This window comes from Vibrio nigripulchritudo ATCC 27043 (assembly GCF_000222685.1).
GTDB classification, from domain to species: Bacteria; Pseudomonadota; Gammaproteobacteria; order Enterobacterales; family Vibrionaceae; genus Vibrio; species Vibrio nigripulchritudo.
Genome location: NZ_AFWJ01000289.1, coordinates 38,045 through 52,596, shown reverse-complemented (window position 1 = coordinate 52,596; position 14,552 = coordinate 38,045). Strand labels below are relative to the sequence as shown.

Genomic DNA, 14,552 nt, shown 5'->3' with positions numbered 1-14,552 from the left:
GTAAGGGGATATTCTTACGATTTCTTTATCGCATCATCCAGGCTGAGCACCGTGAGCGCGTTGGCGTAACTGGTTGCCAGCGTATCGATAGCGCCAGTGCGTAAAGCTCCTAAAATGCCAGCGGCTTTTGTTGATTCACTGGCAATGGCAATCACATTGGGGATGCGCAGCAGGTCGTCTAACTGCAAACCAATCACTCTTCCTTGCATCTTGGTCGTTGATTCTTTTCCGTGAATATCAATGAAGTCATACCCCATCATATCCCCAACCGTGCCATTGAGCCTGGCTTCCGCAATTTCCTGCGGTGAAAACCAGCCCATTCTTACCATGTTGGAATCTTCACTCATATCACCGATGCCCACCAGTGCAAAGTCTGCTCGGCGTGCTTTGTCCAATGTCTGTTTTACGGTGCTGTTCTTGAGTAACTCTTCCATGAGCGTCATATTCTGGACAAAGGCAGGCGCATAAAGGGACTGGCTTTTACCGCCGAATTTGCTCGCCAGACGACGGCATATATGATCAGGGTTGATGAGTTCTCCTGCCTTGAGAGAACCACCTATTGCACATACGAAAGTGCAGGAGTGTTGTTTATCAGCAAACACGTTATCGGCAACGGCTGCGACATTGCGCCCCATGCCCACGGCGACCACGCTTTCTTCTTCTAACTGGCTGGTAAAGTAGTCTGATACTAACGCTGCGACTTCTTTTCTCTGAACGTCAGGGTTGGCATAGTCTGGAGCAATCAACGCACGCTTAATGCCAAACTTTTCAATTAAGTTCTGCTCAAGGTCGTTTATCAGGGCGGGGTGATGCTTTACCCGAACGTCAACAATGCCTTCTGCATGTGCTCTTTTAAGCAATCGACCGACTTTCATTCTAGAGATGTCAAATCGGCTGGCGATGGCTTCCTGAGTTTCACTTTCGATGTAGTAAAGTGTCGCGATTTCAGTCATCAACTGAAACTCAGATGTATCGTTCGGCATGGATTAGTCCTTTAACTATGCGTGTAGTCAGAGTTTAACAAAATCGTATACCTAAGTAACCTGACTAGGTCGGGTTACTGAGTGACGAGAATGTGTTTTATTTTAGACGGAATGACAGAAATTTTACGCCTTTAACTCTCTCCGTAGCGAGACTGACCCTGATAGTATTTCTCCAAGGCATCCCGGGTCAGTTCTAACGATACTTTTGCTTCTTTGCCGCGGCGGAACATCAATGCCAGATAAATCAGATCAATCAGGTATAGCTGACAGACTCGCCCTTCAAGGAAGTCGCCATATAGGGGAACTTGTCTCGGGTTGAGGTTGTGCCAGGTCAGTAAGGTATGATCGGCGCTTTGTGCCACAATAGAATCTTTTGCGCTGGTAATGGCAACGGTACTTGCACCGTTATTTTTTGCCTGAATCAGAGCCTTAGCAACGGTTTCCGTTTCGCCAGTGTGTGAGATCCCAATCATTACCGCGTCAGAAGGCAGAGTAGAGGCGACGATGGTTTGGGTGTATCCATCGCAATAGCTGGCAGCATCAATACCGATTTTCAGTAGTAAGTGCACCGCCTCATCACAAACTTCTGCAGCGCCACCCACACCAACCAACACAACTTTGCTGGCGTTATGAATGGCATCAACAGCATGTTCAAGGTTTTCGTAGTCCAGATTTTTCTGAGTCGTGCCCAAACCGTTGATCAACGCATTCATCAGTTTCTGGCTCAGGACGACCAGTGAGTCTTTTTCTGATAGCTCGCTGGGGATGTTAGGAATGGTATTTTCTTCAGCGATGCTACTGGCTGCCGCCATCGACAATTTCAGGTCTGAATAACCTGCATAGCCTATGGAACGTGTGAACCGGCTGATTGTTGCTTCACTGATTTCCAGTTTGTCCGCAAACTCTGTGATTGAGTAGTTAAGTCTTTTTCCTAAATGGCTCAATATAAAGTCTGCGACCAACCTTTCTGATTTGCGCAACTTTTCATAATTTGAGTGGATTCGTTCCACCAGTTCGGTGCCTGCTTGCTTGTCCATTCTGTTCATCTTCTCATTCAGTCATTGGGCTATTCAAACACAAAATATAAATGTAAGTAATTTTTAACATCCATAATCCTACGGAAATCCCAGTAAGTCAATTTTCCAGTTCACAGCCTATTCAAATAAAATAGTAAAATAATTTTCACAAACTGTGATCTTTCTCTGGTTTGATTTTTTAGTTTAATAAAAACAATTGATTATGTTTATTTTTGTAATCTTTTTAATAAATGGAAAATGGCTTATATCGACTCTAATTGCTTATATTTTATACTGTTTGTGTGGTTGCAAGTGTATGGTTTTTGATATGTGTGAAATTATTTACATTTAAAATTGTACGATCTATAGTCAGTTCCATATTGAGAAAACACCACGGAAAACAGGTTTAAGTAAAGAGTTGGGTAACGACATGGACGCGACGAAAATACAAGCGGAAACACAGGTCTCCAGCGAGACTTTGAAAAAAATTTTCACAAGCTGCTACAAAACGCGCTTGTTCGAAACTGAAGGGATCAGGCTTTATCGACAGGGTCACGTAAGAGGGTATTTTCACCCTTACTTAGGGCAGGAAGGTATTGCTGCTGGGGCGTGCGCCGCTGCGGATCAAAGCATTGATTTCATCGCTTCTACACACAGAGGGCACGGTCACTGTATTTCCTGGGGCGCGGATGTGAAACGCATGCTTTCAGAACTTTTGCAAAAGAAAGAAGGGTATTGCAAAGGCTACGGTGGCTCAATGCACATTGCAGACATTCAGTCCAACAACCTGGGAGCTAATGGCATCGTGGGCGCAGGGACACCCATTGGTGTAGGCAGTGCGCTGGCCAATCAGGTGAAAGACAGCGATGCCGTCACCATAGTGTTTACCTCCGATGGCGGGGTAAACAACGGAACATTTCTGGAAGCCCTAAACCTTGCCGCTATATGGAATCTCAATGTGGTACTCATCATCGAGAACAACCAGTACGCAGTATCGACACCCATTGAAGAATCAACAAGGCAAACCGAGCTGTATCGCCGTGGCGAAAGCATTGGTGTTCCCAGTTATCTGGTTGACGGAAACGACCCACTGGCGGTTTACGAGCGTGTTTCGGAGGCTTGCGATTTATGCCGTGCAGGCAAAGGTCCCGTCTTAATTGAAGCCAAAACGTATCGTCATTCAGGGCACCACGTGAATGATCCGGGCACCTATATGCCTGAAAACAAACTCCAGTATTACAAAGACCGAGACCCGGTTATTTCAGCTCGCGACAACCTTAAAACTCTGGGTGGTTACACCGAAGAACAGGTGACGGCGCTGGAAGAACAGATTGAGTCTGAACTGGAAGAAGCACTGGCGTTTGCCTTAGCGGGTACACAGGTCAGTGTGGAAGAGTTTATGCAGGCAATTGAAGACTATTAAGCGAACCGGACAAACCGATTCAAAGGAATGAAACATCAAAGGAGAGATGGTTTTGGCTAGCAGAGAAATGATGTACCGGGAAGCGCTTCGAGAAGCTCTCGACGAAGAAATGGCAAGAAACAGCGACGTATTCATTATTGGTGAAGGGATAGCGGAACGAGGCGGTTCATACAAAGTCACCGAAGGGCTGCTTGCCAAATACGGTGAGCGACGGGTTCGTGATACGCCAATTTCAGAAGCCAGCATGATTGGTGTGGGCGTCGGCGCAGCCATATCGGGTGCAAGACCGATTGTAGAAATTCTTTATGTCGATTTCGCCATGTTAGGCATGGATCAGATTGTCAATCAGGCCGCCAAGTTCCGGCTTATGACTGGCGGTTCGGGAAATGTTCCTTTTGTGCTTAGAACTCAGGGGGGCGCTGGTGGCGGAGTGGCGGCTCAACACTCACAGAGTCTGGAAGCCCTTTTCTATCACATTCCCGGTTTGCGCGTGGTCATGCCGTCCACACCCCGTGACGCCAAAGGGTTGCTGAAACACGCACTCAGACAGCCAAACCCAGTGATGTTTATTGAACACAAGCATCTCTACATGACCAAAGGAGATGTGCCGAAAGAAGAGTACGAAATCGAATTCGGACAGGCGGATGTGAAACGCGAAGGGGCGGATGTCACTTTGGTTGCCTGGTCGAACATGATCCCTCGTTCACTGGAAGTCGCGGAAGAGATGGCAAAAGAGGGCATTTCTGTGGAAGTCATCGACCCAAGAACTCTGGTTCCGCTGGATGAAAACACCATTATCGAGTCCGTTAAGAAAACCAATCGGGTGGTGATTGTGCAGGAAGCAGTACGCCGCGGTGGAGTGGCGTCAGACATCTGCTCCATCATTCAGGACAAGGTGTTTTATTACCTCGATGCGCCGATAGAAATCGTGGCCGGGCTGAATACCCCAATCCCATTCAATCTGGAGTTGGAAAAAGCATCTATTCCGCAGAAGGAACAGATCCGAGAAGGCATTTTGAAAGTGGTGCACAGCACGGTTCAGAGCGAAGCCGGTTAACAGGAACATTGGACGAATCGCGCAACTTAGCGCGCAGACAGGGAAGTGAAATTATGGCGACTCCGGTATTGATGCCACAGGTTGGTCAGGATCTGGAAGAAGGCACGCTAACAGAGTGGATGGTAGCGGTTGGGGACACCGTTAAAAAGGGCGACGTTGTGGCGGTGGTTGAATCTGAAAAGGCGTCGTTTGAGGTAGAAACCTATCAGGAAGGCGTTGTGCTGGAACTGCTCTATGAAGAAGGTGATACCACCACAGTGTTAGAGCCCATTATGTATATCGGGGATCCTGACGAAGTGGAAAGTCCGGAGCAAGCGGGTCCACAGGCTGAAACGGTTCCCGCCGCGAATAACACTCCTGATGCTCAAAGCAGTGTAGAAATCAAAGCGCAGCCTCAAAGCTCGACGGAGTCCGTCAATCATGGTCAGTTGGGAGCTTCGCCCTTGGCGAGAAGAATGGCTGCCAACCGAAACATCGATTTAACCGCGGTGAACGGTAGCGGTCCCGGAGGGGCTGTTCTGGAAAGAGATCTCGCAGATGCCGAGCCGGGTTCCGATAAAGAGTATGGAGACCAGCCTTATTCAAAAGTCCGACAGGTGATTGCCGACAGAATGAGTGAATCGAAGCAGACCAAACCTCATTTTTATCTGCGTACCGAAGTCGATGTAACGGATTTACTGGCGAAGCGAAATGCCTACAACCAGTCAAACCAAGACAAGGTGTCGATTAACGATCTGGTTATCTTCGCGGTCTCCCGTCAGTTAAAACACTACGGCAAACTGAATTCTCATGTCTTTGAAGACCGCTGCACACTGCTGGAAGACGTTCATATTGGCATGGCAGTGTCTGTGGATGAAGGTTTGCTGGTTCCGGTGATTGACCATGCCGACCGCAAATCCCTGAAAGAAATCAATCAGGCTTCGCGCTCTCTGGCAGAAAGTGCGCGAAACGGCGTGATCAAATCCAAAGCCCGCGGCTCTTTCACCATCTCAAATATGGGCAAATGGGACGTAGAACTTCTCCCGATCATCAACCCGCCCGAAACCGCCATTCTTGGTGTAGGAGCGATCAACAAACGCGCTTGCTGCATCAATAACGAACTCGGATGGCGAGACTTTATGGTGTTGACATTGTCGGCGGATCATCGAGCAGTCGATGGCGTATATGGTGCCGAATTTATGATGAAACTGAAGGAAAGCATCACCAACATGAATGTATGAATTACGCCGAAGCGCACAAGTGACTCGGCATTAAAAATAGACACTCTCTGAGGAGAATCGATTATGCCTTTAATCTCAATGAAGCCAATGTTGCAGGATGCAAAGCGAGACGGTTACGGCATCGCTGCCTTCAACATTATTGATTACAACAGCGCACGCTCTGTGATCACTGCCGCTCAGGATCTGAATTCGCCAGTCATTGTTCAGCTTTCGGTGAAAACCATCCGTTTATGGGGGTACGACGCCATCGCGTCCTGGGTGAAAAGTCTGGCGCAAAACGTGGATGTGCCAGTGGCGTTGCATCTGGATCACTGTGCCGATTTGGAAGTCATTCAGCGTTGTATTGATGCGGGCTGGACGTCAGTAATGTTCGACGGCTCCGACATGCCTTTTGAAGAAAACCTGACCATGTCACTCAAAGCCTACAAACTGGCAACAGATGCCAACGTTGGACTGGAAGCTGAGCTTGGTGCCATTGGCGGGGTAGAAGACGACAAAGTGGTATCACAGGAGCATGCCATGCTGGCAGATTATCAGGAATGTTTGCAGTTCTGCGCGGAAATGCCGGAACTGGCCGCGTTCGCACCAGCTATCGGCACGGCACACGGGCAGTACAAAGGTGAGCCTGTCATAGCTTATGACCTGCTGGAAAACATTACAGAGAACATCGATATTCCTATCGCTCTGCACGGCGGAACGGGTTTAGCCGATGCTCAGTTTGAACGTTGCATCCAGTCTGGCTGCGCTAAGGTCAATATTTCGACCATGCACAAGCATCAGTTTATCGAAGGGTTTGTCACTCTTGCTCTGCAAAAACCGGGCATTAAAGAGCCGATTCCTTACATCGAAGCCCAGTACCAGACGCTGAAAGAAGGTGTGGAGCTGATGATGTCAAAATTTGGTTCTCAGCAAAGGGCAGAGTCATGGACGCATTGATATTTGACTGCGATGGCGTTCTGGTGGACACCGAATGCGACGGGCATCGGGTCGCGTTCAATCAGGCGTTTCAGGAAAAAGGGCTGCTGGATTACTGGTCGAAAAGCCGATACGAAGAACTGCTCAGTGTCGCGGGTGGGAAAGAGCGAATGTCGTACTACTTCAATACCGTGGGATGGCCAGAAACCGCTCTCAGCCGAGACGAGCTGATCAAGAATCTTCACCAGCTAAAAACTTCAATTTTTATGAACCTGATTAACTCCGGCGAGCTTGCCCCCAGACCCGGGGTCAAAGCCCTGATTACAGAAGCGTATGAGCAAGGTGTGCCGTTGGCGGTGTGTTCTACCTCAAATGAAAATGCGGTCAAAACGGTAGTGAAAACCTGCGTCGGGGACGAGATTGCCAAAAACATTCGGGTGTTTGCAGGGGATGTGGTGTCAGCCAAAAAACCAGACCCGGCGGTATACCGATTGGCCGCAGAAAAGATGCAGCTAACGCCGAATCGTTGCCTGGTGGTCGAGGACAGCAACATTGGTATGCGAGCGGCGTTAAGTGCAGGCATGAACTGTCTGGTGACCAAATCTTTTTACACCGCTGACGAGGATTTCAGCGGAGCAAACCGAGTCGTGGACAACCTTTCTGAGGTCGACCTAAACGTCTGCCGTCAGATAGTAGGGTAGGAAGAAAGCTTTCGGGGCTCATTTGTGCATTCAGCCTTTCACACCAAATGGGCACATGGACTTTTCCGAGTATGAGCAGGATCGGAAACAACACTATAGGACGTAGTGGTACTGGAATAAGGAATTGAACATGAAAGAGCGCATCAACAAGGGTGTCAGCGAATCTGATACTCAAAATACAGAGCAGGTTACACACGAATCCAACAGCGATTTATCACCGATTGGTTTGTCCCGTCGGAGAATGATGCAACTGAGCATGGGGACCGCCTTTGCTGTTGCAACTATGGGACCAATGACCTTCAGTCCAGCGATGGCGGCATCAGGCAAGAAACTGAAATTCGCCGCGGCACTGGGCTGGACAGCTTTCGATTCCGGGGCAGCGTTGCATCAGGGGTATAAAGATGCAGTTGAGTTGCTGGGTGGTGAACTGACCATTACTGACGCAGGTTTTGATCCGAAGAAGCAGACAGAGAACATCGATGCTTTCATTGCCAGCAAACCCGATGCGCTGTTTATCACGCCTGCCGATGCAGCGGCAATCGCCCCGGCAGTACAACGCGCAATAGACGCAGGTATCCCAGTCTTTGCGGGCGATAGTCAGGTGCCGGGCGTGGCGGTTCACAGTACGGCTATGTCGAGTAACTACGCCATGGGTTGGTTTACCGCTGAGTGGCTTGCGGAGCAATTGGGCGGTAAAGGTAAAGTCGCGATTGTGACCCTGCCACAAAACGAAAGCTGGGATCAGCGCACGCTTGGTATGGAATGGGCACTGCGTGAACACCCCGGTATTGAGGTGGTTGCCAAGTGGGCATTTAACTTTAATGCCAGTACCACACCGCGTCAGGCGGTCGACAACATGCTTACGGCGCGAGATGACATTGATGCCATCTGGTGTGCTTGGGATGGTGCCGCCATTGAAGGTGCGCTTGCAGTGCGAGCCGCGGGTCGTAAAAACATCTTCCTGACGGGGATTGATGGTGGTCCCCAGTCGTTTGGTTACATCAGTGGCGGCTCTGCCTTCAAGATGAGCTGTGCCCAAAGTTTCTACGAGATGGCGTTCTCTAATGTGTTCTATGCCCATGAGTACGCTGCTGGCAGAAACATTCCTCGCCTGGTTATCACGCCTTGCTACAAAGCTACCGAGGAAACGCTGCAAGGGTTAGGTGAAAAAGCCGCCGACTACGACAGACCGGGTCGAGCGAAAGAGCTGGGCTGGGTTCGCGTCGTTTAACTGGAGAACATTATGAACAGCAACGTTATTTCGATGTCAGGGATAGACAAGAAATTCGGTTCTGTCACTGCCCTTGATAACGTGGATTTTAAACTCAGGAAGGGTGAAATCCACGCACTGCTTGGAATGAATGGGGCAGGGAAGTCCACGCTCATTAAGATCCTTTCCGGTATTTACCAGAAGGATGGCGGGCAGATAGAAATTGAAGGGCGGGAAGTTCAGCTTGGTACTCCAAGCGCGTCGCTGCAACAGGGCATTGTCTCTGTGCAGCAACATCCTGAAATGATTGATGATTTCACCGGTTATGAAAACATATTTCTGGGCAGGGAAAACAACAGCTTCGGGCTTTTCTCACTATTCAACAGTGATGACCTTAAGCGTCGAGCCGATGAGTTGCTGGAAAAACTGCCCATCCCGGTCAATCTGGACAGAACCATTGCCGAGATGAACCCGGTTGAAAGGGAAGCCACCGCCATTCTGCACTCCATGGTGAACGACAAAATCACCGCGCTTATTCTGGATGAGCCAACGTCCACACTAACGGAAAAAGAAAAGCAGTATCTGTTTGAGCTGATGTCGATTCTGAAATCCAGTGGTGTATCCATCATCTACATTACCCATCGTTTAGAAGAGGTGAAGCAGATTGCGGATCGCTTTACGGTATTTCGAAACGGCAAAAATGTCGGGTGTCATGATGTGGCTCAGGAAGCCCTTTCCCCAGCGGCGATAGCCGAACTCATGCTGGGGAAATCGGTCTCCAACATGTTTCCACCTAAACTGGAGGAAGCATGCAACGGCGATGCATACCTTCAGGTCGAAAACCTCTCTTTCGACTCATTCAGCAATGTCTCTTTTGAAGCCAGAAAAGGCGAGATATTAGGGATCTTTGGGCTCGTGGGGTCTGGCATTGAAGACCTCTCCAAAGTGATTTTCGGTGCTCGCATCAAAGGGGGCGGCAATATTCGTATTCACGGTGAAAAGGTGGAATTTGAAACCACGCAAGACGCCCTGAATCACAAGCTATTTTTACTCCCCGGAGACCGATTAAAAGAAGGGTTGGTGCTGGAAGAAAATGTGGTATTCAACATTTCTCTCGCCAATCTTGACCGGGCGTCATCTGGATTGGGGGTATTGAATTCTGAACAAACCCACGAAGACAGTCTGGAACTGGTCAGCCTGACCGAGCTTCACCCCGTCGAACTGGACGAAGCCGCCAGTCATTTTAGTGGCGGTAATCAGCAGAAAATCGTCATGTGCAAAGGTCTATACGCTGAAGCTGAAATCTACCTGTTTGTCGAACCCACCATTGGTGTCGACATCGGCGCGCGAGCCACCATTTATCGTCTGCTGAGAAAGCTCTCGCAAACCGCTGCCGTGGTAGTGATGTCGTCGGATTGTGATGAAGTACATGGTGTGTCTGACCGGATGTTTGCTCTCTACAAAGGCGAGCAGGTTTCCGCTCCGGTGAGTGATATCAGCCGGGATGAGCTCCTCATCGCGGGTATATCTGGGGAGAGCAAAGCATGACCAAGACCAATGCCAAAAGAGCGGCTTTTATTCGCGTCGGGCTTTATCTGGTAATTGTTGCGGCGATTACCCTAGCGTTCTACATGGTCGAGCCCAGATACGTCACGTCGTCAAACATTACGGCCATTTTGCGCCACTTAGCTGCCACGGGGCTGGCGGCGTTGGGGCTGACGTTTGTGGTGGTTCTGAAAAAGTTTGATCTCTCCTTTCCCGGCATCATCTCTTTTGTGGCGATGACGATTGGGTATGGCATCGCTGCAGGCATTGACCTCTACTTGTCCATTTTCATCGGGTTGCTGGTGAGTATCGCATTTGGGGTGATCAACGGTTATGCCGTGAGTTATCTGAAACTGCCTGACATTGTCACGACCATCGCGGTGGGGTCAATCGCGGGGGGAGCGGCATTCCTGTTCAGTGGCGGTCCGTCTATTTTTCGCAACTTCTTCACCTCTGGGCTGCTCGACATCAACGATGGACGTTGGTTTGGGCTGAACTACTCAACTTATCTTCTGGTTGCCATGTACGCACTGTCGTGGTTTTACCTTCATCGTTCGCGGTTTGGAAACAGCCTTTATGCGGTTGGGTATAACGAAAAGTCTGCGTTTTACTCCGGGGTGAATGTACGTAAGTACACCTGTATTGCTTACGTGCTTTGCTCGACTCTGATGTTGTTTTCTGCCTTGTTAGTGATTGCCGAAACTGGCAAGTCTGAGCCCATCGCGGGCAATGGGTTTTTAATGCCAGCTTTCGCGTCGGTGTTCATCGGAATTGCGTTTTTCGGCCGTGCATCTGTACTGGCGACGCTGGCAGGAACCGTGTTGATTTCTATGGTTCTGAATGGATTCACCCTGATCAACATTCCATATTACTGGAGCGATGGTGCGACCAGTATGTTGATGCTGGTGGGCAGCATTTTGTTTAGCCCGGACACCAGAGACAAAGTGACAGGGTGGATCAAAGCCAGATTCCATCAGGTTACCCACGCCTGAATTTCACAGAGATGAGGTTTTTACGATGAGTAACAGTAAAAGAATGACCACCTGGCTGATGAAATATGGGGTACTGATAGGGCTGTTTTTGCTTCTGTTTGGGTTCGCTTTTGTCAGACCTAACATCCTTCTGCCACAGAACATTACCACCATATTTGCGGCGGCGAGCATCTCTTTCATTATGTTTGCCGGGGTTACCTGGATATTTTCGATTGGAGAAGTGGACGTCAGTTTTACCAACATAGCTGCGCTCTCAAACGTAGTGACAGCTTGGTCGGTTCAGCAGGGCATGGGATGGGGAATCAGTATTGTCGCGGGTCTGATGGTTGGTGTGGTGTTTGGCATCCTTAACGGTGTGTTAGTTGGGTATTTGCGCTTGTCGTCACTGGTGACCACGATAGCGACGGGTGGGCTGACTCTCTCTATCGCGAAAGCTATTGGCGCAGGCGCATCTTTTCGAATTGACGACACCGGATTCATGGGGGACTTGGTGAATGCTTCGTTTGGCATTTTTCCGGCAACCATGGTTCTCGCCCTGTTTATCGCCTTTGTCCTATGGGTGTGTCAGGAAAAACTGCTGCTGGGACACTATATTTATGCTCAGGAGTCCAATTATAAAGCGGTGCATGAAGCGGGTATCCCGGTCAAAAAACTGAATGTGTATCTCTTCCTGTTTGCGGGTGTGATGGCGGCATTATCGGGGTGTTTTATCGCCGCGAGCCTGTCGTCTGGTCAGCCCGGTATCGGTAATTCCTACTTCATTGACGGGTTGACCGCCATATTCTTGGGCAGTCTGGCTTTTCGACAAGGGAAAGCCAACGTTTTGGGCACGCTGATCGGGGTATTGATTCTGACGGTGCTGACCAACGGAGCCGGTTTGTCAGGATGGGCAAACTACGAAAGGGATATGGTGAAAGGGGGACTGTTGCTGCTTGGGGTGTTTGTGCTGATCCGCGGAGGACGCATTCACGCACTAAAGGCAAAGGAGAAACAGCCCTACGAAGCAGATAAGTCGGTGCTTTCGTCAAAATAACAGGAAGGTCTACAGATCATAGGGACGGTGAAACATGCAAAACACGAGTCGATTCGACGGTCGGACGGTCATCATAACCGGAGCAGGAAATGGTATCGGGCGAGCGTGTGCACTTAAGCTGGCAAAGGATGGCGCAACAGTTCTGATATGCGACATCAATCGTCAGGGGTTGGAAGAAACTCAGACGCTCATTGAAACTGAAAGCGGTCGTTGTCACCTGCAAGCGTTCGATATCTGTAATGAAGAACAGGTAGCTGAATCCATCGGTAGATGGGTCTCAGGGCACAAGGTGGATACCTTAATCAACTGTGCAGGGATAGTGCAGGAAAGCAGCTTCGTTGATATCTCGCTTGCCGAATGGGAGAAGGTGTTTTCCGTAAACCTGACCGGGGTGTTTCTGGTCACACGTGCCGTGATTCCAACCATGCTGGAGAATGCATACGGCAAAATCGTCAACATCTCATCTCAATCAGGGATTTTCGGCAGACCAAGGCGTGTGGCTTACAGCGCGTCCAAGTTCGGTCTGAATGGTTTAACTCAGGCGCTGGCGTTGGAGCTAGCACCTCATAACATCAATGTGAATGCCATTTGCCCTAGCCGAATCGAATCTCGAATGACCGAAGAAATACTGGAGTCTCGGGTGGAAACCACCGGGGAAGACTATTCGACCGTGCGCGCTAAATATGAAAAGAGCGTACCTATTGGCCGGTTGGGGACGCCAGAAGATGTGGCGTCTCTGGCGGCGTATCTGATGAGCGATGAATCTTCTTACATCACCGGGCAGTTTATCTCTACTTCGGGTGGACGCTAAACGCTTTAGGTCGGGAGAGCCTACGCTTTCGTTTGTTAGACGTTATCTTTTTAAAGGAATAAATGGATATGAGTGCAGACATAATCACAGAACCTTTGGTCATGGGCATTGATGCGGGTACAGGTGGCTTGCGAATTGGCGTGTTCAACGCCGATGGGGACTGTCGGTATTTAAAAAATCAGGATTACTCTACTCATTTCCCCCGTCCCGGATGGGCGGAACAAAGCCCGGAAGACTGGTGGAATGCGTTAGTCGGTTCCGTTCGGGCATTGTTTGATGAGACGGACATCACCCCTGCGCAGATACGCGCTGTTGCAGTGGATGGAACCGCAAGTACCGTGGTCTGTGTTGATGAGGACGGTGAGTCTATTGGCCCCGCAATCTTATGGATGGACGCTCGCGCCAGCGATCAGGCAGAAAACATTTTCCGCACTGGTCACCCTGCTCTGGAGCGCTCAAGTGCCGGAGTCAGTTCAGAGATGATGCTGCCCAAGCTGTTGTGGCTGAAAGAACACGACCCAGAACGTTTCGCTCAGTCTCGCTACTTTATGGAAGAAGTGGATTTTCTTACCATGAAACTCAGTGGTGTGCCTGCGCTGAGTATCAACCATATTACTCATCGCTGGTTTTACAATCCTCGCACGGGGGGCTGGCCGCACGATTTTTATCAGCATATCGGGCTGGAGGATATTGTAGAGAAATTCCCCGAACGAGTGCTGCCGATGGGAGAATCCGTCGGCAACATTTCGGCTGAGGTTGCGGCACTAACCGGGTTGTCGCCAGACACCATTATCGCCATGGGCGGCTGCGATGCTTATGTCGGTATGCTCGGGCTCAATGCGGTCCGAAAAAATCAGGCGGCGCTGATTACCGGTTCTTCTCATGTGTTTCTTCCCATGTCTGACAGCGAAACCCCCATCAAAGGCGTGTTTGGTCCTCATCCGGATTGCGTCATTCCCGGGTTGACGGTTTACGAAGGTGGACAGGTGTCGAGTGGTTCCATCATCAAATGGTACAACGACAACTTTATTCACGAAGCCATGTTCGACAATCCCGGATTACCAGAAAAAGACACCGACAAACTGGAAAAGCTCACGCAGGAAGCCAAAAGCATTCCGATTGGCTCTGAAGGTTTGATTGTTCTGGATTACTGGCAGGGGAACCGCACGCCACATACCGACTATAAAGTGCAGGGCGCGGTCTGGGGGCTGACTCTGAAACACGGCAAAGCCCATGTGTATCGGGCGATCTGCGAATCCATTGCCTACGCGACTGAAAGCATGCTCACTCGGCTTAGAAAAAACGGCGTGCACATCAACGCCATGTATTTTGGCGGTGGCTTTTCAAAAAGTGAGTTCAGCCTGCAGCTTCATGCGGATGTCAGCAATGTGGAAATCCATATCCCGGAATTCACCGAAGCCACAGTTTTGGGCAGTGCCATTTGCGCCGCAAAAGCCGCAGGGTTTTATGATGATCTGGTCTCGGCATCCGACAACATGGTCACCATTACCAAGGTCATCAAACCTAACCCGAAATCCCATCAGAACTATCAGTTCTATTTCGACTTATACGAAAGAACCTACGACGCCATGATGCCTTTGATGCACGAAATGGCGGAGCGACCAGATTCGTAACTTTCCTTTTAT

At 49.7% G+C, this 14,552-nt stretch carries 13 protein-coding genes; 11 read left to right on the top strand and 2 right to left on the bottom strand.

The features are described 5' to 3' along the window. Positions 1–14 precede the first annotated feature (14 nt). Together RH89_RS22780 and RH89_RS22775 are read right to left on the bottom strand one after the other, a co-directional pair. Positions 15–983, bottom strand: coding sequence for a sugar-binding transcriptional regulator (locus RH89_RS22780; protein ID WP_004407105.1), 969 nt, complete (start codon positions 981–983; stop codon positions 15–17). Between the two features lie 131 nt (positions 984–1,114). After that, the gene (locus RH89_RS22775; protein ID WP_004407103.1) at positions 1,115–2,020 is read right to left on the bottom strand and encodes a MurR/RpiR family transcriptional regulator; all 906 of its coding nucleotides are present in this window, start codon (positions 2,018–2,020) and stop codon (positions 1,115–1,117) included. 409 nt (positions 2,021–2,429) lie between these two features. On the opposite strand from RH89_RS22775, the gene RH89_RS22770 reads away from it, so the two are divergent. From RH89_RS22770 to RH89_RS22720, 11 genes are all read left to right on the top strand, one after another. Further along, complete coding sequence (locus tag RH89_RS22770; protein WP_004407101.1) at positions 2,430–3,422, top strand: thiamine pyrophosphate-dependent dehydrogenase E1 component subunit alpha; 993 nt, start codon at positions 2,430–2,432, stop codon at positions 3,420–3,422. Between the two features lie 46 nt (positions 3,423–3,468). Next, positions 3,469–4,479, top strand: coding sequence for an alpha-ketoacid dehydrogenase subunit beta (locus tag RH89_RS22765; RefSeq protein WP_004407099.1), 1,011 nt, complete (start codon positions 3,469–3,471; stop codon positions 4,477–4,479). 53 nt (positions 4,480–4,532) lie between these two features. Next, positions 4,533–5,699, top strand: a complete 1,167-nt coding sequence (locus RH89_RS22760; protein ID WP_004407097.1) for a dihydrolipoamide acetyltransferase family protein — start codon at positions 4,533–4,535, stop codon at positions 5,697–5,699. Positions 5,700–5,762: 63 nt separating this feature from the next. After that, positions 5,763–6,635 carry a class II fructose-bisphosphate aldolase gene (locus RH89_RS22755; RefSeq protein WP_004407096.1) on the top strand — a complete coding sequence of 291 codons (873 nt, stop codon included), beginning with the start codon at positions 5,763–5,765 and terminating at the stop codon, positions 6,633–6,635. After that, positions 6,623–7,315 carry an HAD-IA family hydrolase gene (locus tag RH89_RS22750; RefSeq protein ID WP_004407094.1) on the top strand — a complete coding sequence of 231 codons (693 nt, stop codon included), beginning with the start codon at positions 6,623–6,625 and terminating at the stop codon, positions 7,313–7,315. Before RH89_RS22755 ends, RH89_RS22750 begins: the two co-directional genes overlap by 13 nt. Before the next feature lie 130 nt (positions 7,316–7,445). Beyond that, entirely contained in the window at positions 7,446–8,546 is a 1,101-nt protein-coding gene (locus RH89_RS22745; RefSeq protein ID WP_004407091.1) for a sugar ABC transporter substrate-binding protein, read from the top strand. A 12-nt stretch (positions 8,547–8,558) separates the two neighbouring features. Continuing rightward, positions 8,559–10,073: a sugar ABC transporter ATP-binding protein gene (locus RH89_RS22740; protein WP_004407090.1), complete on the top strand. Its 1,515-nt coding sequence runs from the start codon at positions 8,559–8,561 to the stop codon at positions 10,071–10,073. Next, positions 10,070–11,062: an ABC transporter permease gene (locus RH89_RS22735; protein WP_004407089.1), complete on the top strand. Its 993-nt coding sequence runs from the start codon at positions 10,070–10,072 to the stop codon at positions 11,060–11,062. Before RH89_RS22740 ends, RH89_RS22735 begins: the two co-directional genes overlap by 4 nt. A gap of 25 nt (positions 11,063–11,087) precedes the next feature. After that, positions 11,088–12,095, top strand: a complete 1,008-nt coding sequence (locus tag RH89_RS22730; RefSeq protein WP_004407083.1) for an ABC transporter permease — start codon at positions 11,088–11,090, stop codon at positions 12,093–12,095. Positions 12,096–12,129: 34 nt separating this feature from the next. After that, on the top strand, positions 12,130–12,906 hold the full coding sequence (locus RH89_RS22725) for an SDR family NAD(P)-dependent oxidoreductase (RefSeq protein ID WP_004407081.1): 777 nt from the start codon (positions 12,130–12,132) through the stop codon (positions 12,904–12,906). 68 nt (positions 12,907–12,974) lie between these two features. Further along, positions 12,975–14,540 carry an FGGY-family carbohydrate kinase gene (locus tag RH89_RS22720; protein WP_004407079.1) on the top strand — a complete coding sequence of 522 codons (1,566 nt, stop codon included), beginning with the start codon at positions 12,975–12,977 and terminating at the stop codon, positions 14,538–14,540. Positions 14,541–14,552 lie beyond the last annotated feature (12 nt).

Coding starts and splice junctions, on each gene's coding strand:
- RH89_RS22780 (WP_004407105.1), bottom strand. CDS start 983: ATGCCGAACGATACATCTGAGTTTCAGTTGATGACTGAAATCGCGACA.
- RH89_RS22775 (WP_004407103.1), bottom strand. CDS start 2,020: ATGGACAAGCAAGCAGGCACCGAACTGGTGGAACGAATCCACTCAAAT.
- RH89_RS22770 (WP_004407101.1), top strand. CDS start 2,430: ATGGACGCGACGAAAATACAAGCGGAAACACAGGTCTCCAGCGAGACT.
- RH89_RS22765 (WP_004407099.1), top strand. CDS start 3,469: ATGGTTTTGGCTAGCAGAGAAATGATGTACCGGGAAGCGCTTCGAGAA.
- RH89_RS22760 (WP_004407097.1), top strand. CDS start 4,533: ATGGCGACTCCGGTATTGATGCCACAGGTTGGTCAGGATCTGGAAGAA.
- RH89_RS22755 (WP_004407096.1), top strand. CDS start 5,763: ATGCCTTTAATCTCAATGAAGCCAATGTTGCAGGATGCAAAGCGAGAC.
- RH89_RS22750 (WP_004407094.1), top strand. CDS start 6,623: ATGGACGCATTGATATTTGACTGCGATGGCGTTCTGGTGGACACCGAA.
- RH89_RS22745 (WP_004407091.1), top strand. CDS start 7,446: ATGAAAGAGCGCATCAACAAGGGTGTCAGCGAATCTGATACTCAAAAT.
- RH89_RS22740 (WP_004407090.1), top strand. CDS start 8,559: ATGAACAGCAACGTTATTTCGATGTCAGGGATAGACAAGAAATTCGGT.
- RH89_RS22735 (WP_004407089.1), top strand. CDS start 10,070: ATGACCAAGACCAATGCCAAAAGAGCGGCTTTTATTCGCGTCGGGCTT.
- RH89_RS22730 (WP_004407083.1), top strand. CDS start 11,088: ATGAGTAACAGTAAAAGAATGACCACCTGGCTGATGAAATATGGGGTA.
- RH89_RS22725 (WP_004407081.1), top strand. CDS start 12,130: ATGCAAAACACGAGTCGATTCGACGGTCGGACGGTCATCATAACCGGA.
- RH89_RS22720 (WP_004407079.1), top strand. CDS start 12,975: ATGAGTGCAGACATAATCACAGAACCTTTGGTCATGGGCATTGATGCG.